This window comes from Oerskovia sp. NPDC060287, assembly GCF_042726775.1.
In the GTDB taxonomy this organism is placed as follows: Bacteria; Actinomycetota; Actinomycetes; order Actinomycetales; family Cellulomonadaceae; genus Oerskovia; species Oerskovia merdavium.
Genome location: NZ_JBHXBO010000210.1, coordinates 1 through 7,203, shown reverse-complemented (window position 1 = coordinate 7,203; position 7,203 = coordinate 1). Strand labels below are relative to the sequence as shown.

At 72.5% G+C, this 7,203-nt stretch carries 6 protein-coding genes; 2 read left to right on the top strand and 4 right to left on the bottom strand.

The features are described 5' to 3' along the window. Positions 1 to 58: 58 nt before the first annotated feature. The 3 genes from purD to ACFWFR_RS15595 all read right to left on the bottom strand — a co-directional run bounded on the left by purD (position 59) and on the right by ACFWFR_RS15595 (position 3,719). Positions 59 to 1,357, bottom strand: a complete 1,299-nt coding sequence (gene purD, locus ACFWFR_RS15605) for a phosphoribosylamine--glycine ligase (RefSeq protein ID WP_377623569.1) — start codon at positions 1,355 to 1,357, stop codon at positions 59 to 61. A gap of 241 nt (positions 1,358 to 1,598) precedes the next feature. Then, positions 1,599 to 2,885, bottom strand: a complete 1,287-nt coding sequence (locus ACFWFR_RS15600) for an adenylosuccinate synthase (protein WP_377623568.1) — start codon at positions 2,883 to 2,885, stop codon at positions 1,599 to 1,601. A gap of 393 nt (positions 2,886 to 3,278) precedes the next feature. Then, positions 3,279 to 3,719, bottom strand: coding sequence for a DUF3151 domain-containing protein (locus ACFWFR_RS15595; RefSeq protein WP_191805589.1), 441 nt, complete (start codon positions 3,717 to 3,719; stop codon positions 3,279 to 3,281). 69 nt (positions 3,720 to 3,788) lie between these two features. Between ACFWFR_RS15595 and ACFWFR_RS15590 the strand changes: the two genes are divergently transcribed. After that, the gene (locus ACFWFR_RS15590; RefSeq protein ID WP_056652588.1) at positions 3,789 to 4,130 is read left to right on the top strand and encodes an STAS domain-containing protein; all 342 of its coding nucleotides are present in this window, start codon (positions 3,789 to 3,791) and stop codon (positions 4,128 to 4,130) included. Between the two features lie 42 nt (positions 4,131 to 4,172). Here ACFWFR_RS15590 and ACFWFR_RS15585 read toward each other — a convergent pair whose 3' ends face one another. After that, the gene (locus ACFWFR_RS15585) at positions 4,173 to 6,551 is read right to left on the bottom strand and encodes a SpoIIE family protein phosphatase (RefSeq protein ID WP_191805588.1); all 2,379 of its coding nucleotides are present in this window, start codon (positions 6,549 to 6,551) and stop codon (positions 4,173 to 4,175) included. Between the two features lie 114 nt (positions 6,552 to 6,665). Between ACFWFR_RS15585 and ACFWFR_RS15580 the strand changes: the two genes are divergently transcribed. Next, positions 6,666 to 7,121, top strand: coding sequence for an STAS domain-containing protein (locus tag ACFWFR_RS15580; RefSeq protein ID WP_377623566.1), 456 nt, complete (start codon positions 6,666 to 6,668; stop codon positions 7,119 to 7,121). Positions 7,122 to 7,203: the final 82 nt, after the last annotated feature.

The window sequence follows — 7,203 nt, the reverse complement described above, 5'->3', positions numbered from 1 at the left end:
GGCCGGGAACGACGAGGGCCCGCGAGCACCAGCTCGCGGGCCCTCGCCGTGCACGGCCTCAGCGCTGCTCGCGCGCGGCCTTCTCGGCGATGTCGGTGCGGTGGTGCGAGCCGGGCAGGACGATCTTGTCGACCCCGGCGTAGACGCGACGGCGTGCCTCCTGGAGGTCCTCGCCACGCGCGACGACCGACAGCACACGACCACCGGCGCTGCGCAGCACGTCCTCGTCGTCGAGCGCGGTCCCCGCGTGCAGGACGTGCACGCCCTCGATCGCCTCGGCGTCGGCCACTCCCGTGATGGGGTCCCCGCTGCGGACGGCAGCCGGGTAGCCGTTCGCTGCGACGACGACGGTCACGGCCGCGTCGTCGGACCAGCGCAGGCGCGGGAAGTCCGCGAGCTCGCCGCGGGCCGCTGCGCGGAGCACCGCGGACAACGGCGTGACGAGCCGCGAGAGGACGACCTGGGTCTCGGGGTCTCCGAAGCGCGCGTTGAACTCGACCACGCGCGTCCCGCGGCTCGTGAGCGCGAGGCCCACGTAGAGGACGCCGGCGAACGGCGTGCCGCGGCGCGCCATCTCGTCGATCGTGGGCTGCGCGACCCGGGTCACGACCTCCTCGGTCAGGCCGGCCGGGGCCCAGGGCAGGGGGCTGTAGGCGCCCATGCCGCCCGTGTTGGGGCCCGCGTCGCCGTCGAACGCGCGCTTGAAGTCCTGTGCCGGGGCGAGCGGGACGACGCTCGTGCCGTCCGACAGGCAGAAGAGCGAGACCTCGGGTCCGTCGAGGTACTCCTCGATCACGACCACGGGGTCGCCCGCGCCCGGACGGGGCGCCGCGAAGCAGGCCTGGGCGTGCTCGAGCGCCTCCTGGCGGTCGTCGGTCACGACGACGCCCTTGCCCGCGGCGAGGCCGTCGTCCTTGACCACGTAAGGGGCACCGAACGCGTCGAGCGCGTCGGCGACCTGGTCGATGTCGGTGCACACGTGCGCGAGCGCCGTGGGGACCGACGCTGCGGCCATGACGTCCTTGGCGAACGCCTTGGAGCCCTCGAGCGCTGCGGCCTCGGCGCTGGGACCGAAGCAGTCGATGCCGGCCGCCCGCACGGCGTCCGCGACCCCGGCCACGAGCGGGGCCTCCGGACCGATCACGACCAGGTCGGCGCCCAGCTCGACGGCGAGCGCAGCGACGGCCTCGCCGTCGACCGCGCTGATCGCGTGGAGCGTCGCGAGCTCTCCGATCCCCGGGTTCCCCGGAGCGGCGTGCAGCTCGTGCGCCTCCGCGCCCGAGGCGACGGACTCCTGGGCGAAGGAGTGGACGATGGCGTGCTCGCGGGCACCCGAACCGATGACGAGGATCTTCACGGGAACGCAGTCTACCGATCGGTGCGCTGTGAGCCCGAGGCGTCCACGCACCGCAACCGGGCAGCCCTGCCGCGCGGCGCTGCCGTCGCGCCCCTCCGGAGGATCGCCGGACACAGAAGACGGACGCGACGGACCCACGACACGAGGTCGGGGATCCGCGGCGTCCGTCCCTGTTGCGAGTCGTCCGTCAGCGCACCTGGAACATCTCCCTGTGGTCAGGAGCAGGCGCGGGGGCGGTGTCTCAGTGCAGCAGGTCGTGCAGCGGGATGATCGCGTCGCGCGACGGTCCCACCCCGATCGCCGAGACCCGCGCACCCGAGAGCTCCTCGAGCGAGCGCACGTAGGCCTGCGCGTTGGCCGGCAGGTCCTCGAAGGTCCGGCAGCCGGAGATGTCCTCGGTCCAGCCGTCGAACTCGGTGTAGATCGGCTTGGCGTGGTGGAACGCCGTCTGGTCCGTGGGCATCTCGTCGTAGCGGACGCCGTCGACGTCGTAGGCGACGCACACGGGGATCTTGGGGATGCCCGTGAGGATGTCGAGCTTGGTCACGACCAGGTCCGTGATCCCGTTGATGCGGCTCGAGTAGCGAGCGATCACCGAGTCGTACCAGCCGCAGCGTCGCGCGCGACCGGTGGTCACACCGAACTCGCCGCCGGTCTTGAGCAGGTACTCGCCCATCTCGTCGAAGAGCTCGGTGGGGAACGGCCCCTCGCCCACCCGGGTCGTGTAGGCCTTGATGACGCCGATCACCGACGAGATCTTGGTGGGGCCGACGCCCGAACCGGTCACCGCGCCGCCCGCCGTCGCGTTCGACGACGTCACGAACGGGTAGGTGCCGTGGTCGACGTCGAGCATCGTGGCCTGGCCGCCCTCGAAGAGGACGTTCTTGCCCGCGTCGAGCGCCTGGTTGAGGATCAACGAGGTGTCCGCGACCATCGGCTTGACGCGCTCGGCGTACGCGAGGAGCTCCTCGACGGTCTCGTCGACCGTGATGGCCCGACGGTTGTAGACCTTGACCAGCAGGTGGTTCTTATGGTCGAGCGAGCCCTCGATCTTCTCGGCCAGGATCTTCTCGTCGAACAGGTCCCACATGCGGATCCCGACACGGTTGATCTTGTCGGCGTACGCCGGCCCGATCCCGCGCCCGGTCGTCCCGATGCGGCGCTTGCCGAGGAACCGCTCGCTCACCTTGTCCATGGTGCGGTGGTACCCGGTGATGACGTGCGCGCTCCCGGAGACCAGGAGGCGCGAGACGTCCACACCGCGCGAGATCAGGTCGTCGAGCTCCTGGAAGAGCACCTCGATGTCGACGACCACGCCGTTCGCGATGACGGGGGTCACGCCCGGCGAGAGGATGCCGGAGGGCAGCAGGTGCAGGGCGTACTTCTCGTCCCCGATGACGACCGTGTGCCCGGCGTTGTTGCCGCCGTTGAACTTGACCACGTAGTCGACCCGCGAACCGAGGAGGTCGGTCGCCTTGCCCTTGCCTTCGTCGCCCCACTGGGCACCGATGAGCACCACGCCTGGCATGGATTCCCCACTTTCAGACTGCCTGTTCCTCGGACCGGGTCACGGACCAGCACCGACCGGCACGTACAGGGGACAGACCGGCCGGTGAACGGCGGCACGCGTCGTCGACGGTTGTCGATGCGTGTCGCGTCTCGTCGGCGGGTCCTCTGCGGGCCCGAGGCACGTCCGGGCGGCAGTCACCCGGAAGCCGGGACGAGTTTACCTGTCCTTGCCCTGGACGGCTCCCCTGGTCCACGAGGCAGGCTCCACGTGTCCGACGGCGCCGCCCCCGTCCCGGTCCGGTGCGGGTCACGGGCACGCACCCCGGGCACCCCGGGCGACGAACGACGGGGGCGCGACGGGGCGACGGGGTGCGCCGCCGAGGAGAGACGTCCCGAGGACGTCCTGGCTGCGTCAGACGACGAGCGCGGCGACCTCGTCGACCGAGGTGCCCGAGTCGACCAGGAACTGGGCGCAGCGGTCGGCCTCGTCGGTCTCCCCGATGAGCGCGGCGGCGCGGTGCAGCGCGAGCAGCGCCCGCAGGAATCCCTGGTTGGGCTCGTGGTCGGCCGGGATCGGGCCCTGACCGCGCCAACCGGCCCGACGCAGCGCGTCGAGGCCCCGGTGGTACCCGGTGCGCGCGAACGCGTACGCGGTCACCGGGGCGTGCTCCCCGCCGTCCCGCAGCGTGGCTTCGGCCAGGACCGCCCAGAGCAGCGAGGACGAGGGGTGGGCGGCCGCGAGCCCGAACGGCTCGTCGCCGCGGGCGAGGCCGGCGACGACGTCCGGCTCGGCGGGCAGACGCACCGGAGGCGGTCCGTCGAGGAGGTTGGGGCGCACAGGTGTGGTCGACATCCGTCGATTCTCGCAGGCCCCTGACGAGCGCATGTGCACCGAGACGCGCACCCGCCTAGAGTCAGGACCATGATCGAGATCTCCACCTCCCCCGCGACGACCACTCTCGTCATCGCAGGGGACCTCGATCTCGCCGAACGGGACCAGTTCCCCGAGATCGCCGCCCGCGTCGTCGGACTACGACGCCAGCTCCTGGTGATCGACATGTGCCGGGTGACCTTCATGGACTCGACCGGCGCGGCGTTCCTCATCTCGCTCGCCGACTCGGGGCGCAAGCGGGGCGGTGCGACCGTCCTGCGGGGGTGCGACGACCGGGACCTGTTCGTCCTCGAGGTGTGCGGCGCGCTCGACCTCTTCCGGATCGACGTCGACCACCGCTGCGACCCGCCGGCGGGGGCCAACGCTTCCTGACCGGTCCCTCGACCGCCCGTCCCGCCTGCGCCTGACCGGGCCTCAGTCCGAGGCGCTCGACGTCCTGTCCGGGCGTTCCCCGAGCGGGCGCAACCGCGCCCACACGAGCTTGCCCGAGCCCGCAGGACGCCAGCCCCAGTCCGCGAGGCGCTCGACGATCTGCATCCCGAACCCGCCCATCCGGTGCGCGTGCCCGTCCGTCGAGACGGGCGGTGCAGGGTTGGAGTCCTCGACCTCGACGCGCAGGCCGTCCCCCGTGTCGAACAGGCGCAGCGCGAGGTGGCCCCAGCCGTGCAGGACCCCGTTGGCGACGAGCTCGGACACCACGAGCTCGGCGTTGGCGCTGTCGCCCAGGTCCCACGCCTGGCACGTGCGCAGCACGGCATGGCGTGCGCGCCCGATCGACGCGGGCTCGCTCGGCAGGAGCCAGCGACGGCTGCGCGGGCTCAGGGCCGAGGTGACGGGGTCCGAGACCGGGTCCGGGATCCGCACGACCACGAGCGCCACGTCGTCCTCGGGGGCGTCCGCGAGGCGCGAGAGGAGCTCCTCGCCGATGCCTGCCGAGTCGATGGCCGTGATCGACCGGGTCGCCTCCACGAGGGCGTCGAGCCCCACGCGCAGCGCACGGTCGCGCCGCTCGATCAGCCCGTCCGTGTAGAAGAGCAGGACGTCGCCGGGCTCGAGCTCGACCCGGCCCGTCGCCCGGGTGCCGGTGCCGAACCCGACGAGCGAGCCGCCCGCCTCGTTGAGCTGGGTCACCTCGCCGCGGCGGAGCAGCAGGGGCGGGAGGTGACCTGCGCGCGAGTACTCGATCGCCCAGCTCTTCGCGTCGTCGCCCGGGCCGTCCGAGTCATCGCTGCCCGTCGCGCCGGCGTCGAGGACCGTCGCGTCCTCCTCGAACGTCTCGGGGTCGAGCTCGGACGCCCGGGTCGCGGACGGCACGGCCGAGCGGTGCGTGAGCGCCGCGTACACGAGGCTCGCGGACCGCGGGATGCGCATCCCCACCACGAGCTGGTCGACCCGCTCGAGCACGGGCCCCGGGGTCGTGAGCTCGTACGCGTACGAACGGACCACGGACCGCAGCTGACCCATCGCGGCGGCGGCCTCGACGTCGTGGCCCACGACGTCACCGATCACCAGGCCGACGACGTCGGGAGAGATCTGCAGGACGTCGTACCAGTCGCCGCCGACCTGCGCGTGCTCGGAGTTGGGCGCGTAGTAGGTCCACACGTCGAGCCCCGTGACGTCCGCCTGCTCGGGCAGCATGGCGCGCTGGAGCGTCTCGGCGAGCCGGTGCTCGCGGGCGTACAGACGCACGTTGTCGATCGCGAGGCCCGCACGACGCGCCAGCGCTTTCAGGACCGCCTGGGCCCCCGACGCGTCGGGGGCCGTCGTGACCGACGCCGGCAGCCCGCTCGTGGCGAGCAGCCCCAGGACGCGCCGACGGCCTGCGATCGGGTGGAGCAGGACGGATTCGGGCGCCTCGGCGCTCGCCGAGGTGCGCTGCCGCACGTCCCGGCTCAACCAGCTCGACGCGGACCACTGCGGGTAGTCGGCCGTCAGGTCCAGGCGGACCGGACCGTCGATCCGTCCGTCGAGCAGGTCCTGCACGGTGTCCTGCAGGTCGATCACCGTGCCGGGCACGAGCCCCGCGGGACCCGTGGCGTCACCGAGGGCGTCCGTGAGCCCCATGGCCCCCTCCACGGCGCCGGCACCGTCCGCGATGTACCGGCCGTGGCGCTGCCCGCGTCCGCTCGGCGGGGTCGTCGTGTCGATGCCCTCGGCGTAGCGCAGCCCGTCGTCGTTCATGTAGAAGCCGGCCCACCCGACGAGCGCCCCCTCGAGGACGTCGCAGATCTCTCGCAGCGCGAGCGGGTAGTCGAGGTCGTTGAGCAGGTCCGAGGTCTCGGTGATGATCGCGAGGCTGACGCGCTCCCGGCGCTCGAGCTCGAGCGACGCGAGCTGCGCCGCGGAGCGGTCGATGTGCTCGGTGACGTCGATCATCACGCCGATCCAGTGGGTGATCTCGCCCTCGGCCTCGTCGACCGGCGACAGCGAGACCTGCGTCCACAAGGGCGTGCCGTCGTGCCGGTCGCTGCGGACCGTGCGCGTGACCTCGTGCCCCTCGAGCACCGCGGCCCGGAACTGGTCGGCTTCGCCCGGGTCCGCGAGAAGGTCCGCGAGGAACCGCGGGCTGCGCCCCAGGACCTCGTCGGCCGTGTATCCCGTGAGCCGGCAGAAGGCGTCGTTGACCCAGGTCATCGGCATGCCCTCGGACCGACGGCCGAGGAGGAAGGAGGCGATCCCGGACCGCTGCGCGGCGCGCGCGAAGATCTCCGGACCACCCGCCGGCAGGGAGGCCCCGGCCGCGCGCGGACCGCGGGCCCAGGAGCCCAGCCCGAGGCTCGACGAGCCGACCATTCCCACCTCCGACCGAGATTGCCGTGAGCGCGTTACTGTCCCGAGTGGACATTCAACCGTAGATTGGTGATCTCCGAGACCTGTGCGGGTCCGGTCCACGCTGGAAGGAGCAACGTGCGCGACGGTAACACCACGGTTGGTATCGAGCCTGACGACCCCGCGACCGGGTCGAGCAACGTCGTGACGGAGCAGTCCGACCCGGCGAGCGTGCACGTCATCGTGGGCGCGACGCGTGCCCGCATCGTGCTGTCCGGCGAGATCGACGCCGATCTCGGGCCGGACCTGCTGGACGCGACCGCCGACGCCGAGGCCACGGGCCTGCCCGTCGAGATCGACGCGCACCACGTGACCTTCATGGACTCCTCGGGCGTGGCGTTCCTCGCCCGGCTCGCGACCCGCGGGCCGCATCGCGTCCGGGTGCTGCGCGCTCCCCCGACCGTCCGCTTCCTGCTCGAGGTCACGCGCATCGGGGACATGCTCGACATCGTCGACGAGGACCCCGGTTTCGACCTGCCCGACGGCGTCACGCACCTCAACGGGAGCCGTCGCCTCCCGCGCACCGACCGCTGAGGACGACCGCCCGACGGTCGCTCCGCCGTCGGGCGCCCCTGGCAGGCCCCGCGACACGCAGCAGGCCCCGGTCCTGACGGAC

Bases quoted from the DNA above. Each gene is read 5' to 3' on its own strand.
- ACFWFR_RS15595 (WP_191805589.1), bottom strand. From the start codon at position 3,719: ATGTCGACCACACCTGTGCGCCCCAACCTCCTCGACGGACCGCCTCCG.
- ACFWFR_RS15585 (WP_191805588.1), bottom strand. From the start codon at position 6,551: ATGGTCGGCTCGTCGAGCCTCGGGCTGGGCTCCTGGGCCCGCGGTCCG.
- ACFWFR_RS15590 (WP_056652588.1), top strand. From the start codon at position 3,789: ATGATCGAGATCTCCACCTCCCCCGCGACGACCACTCTCGTCATCGCA.
- ACFWFR_RS15600 (WP_377623568.1), bottom strand. From the start codon at position 2,885: ATGCCAGGCGTGGTGCTCATCGGTGCCCAGTGGGGCGACGAAGGCAAG.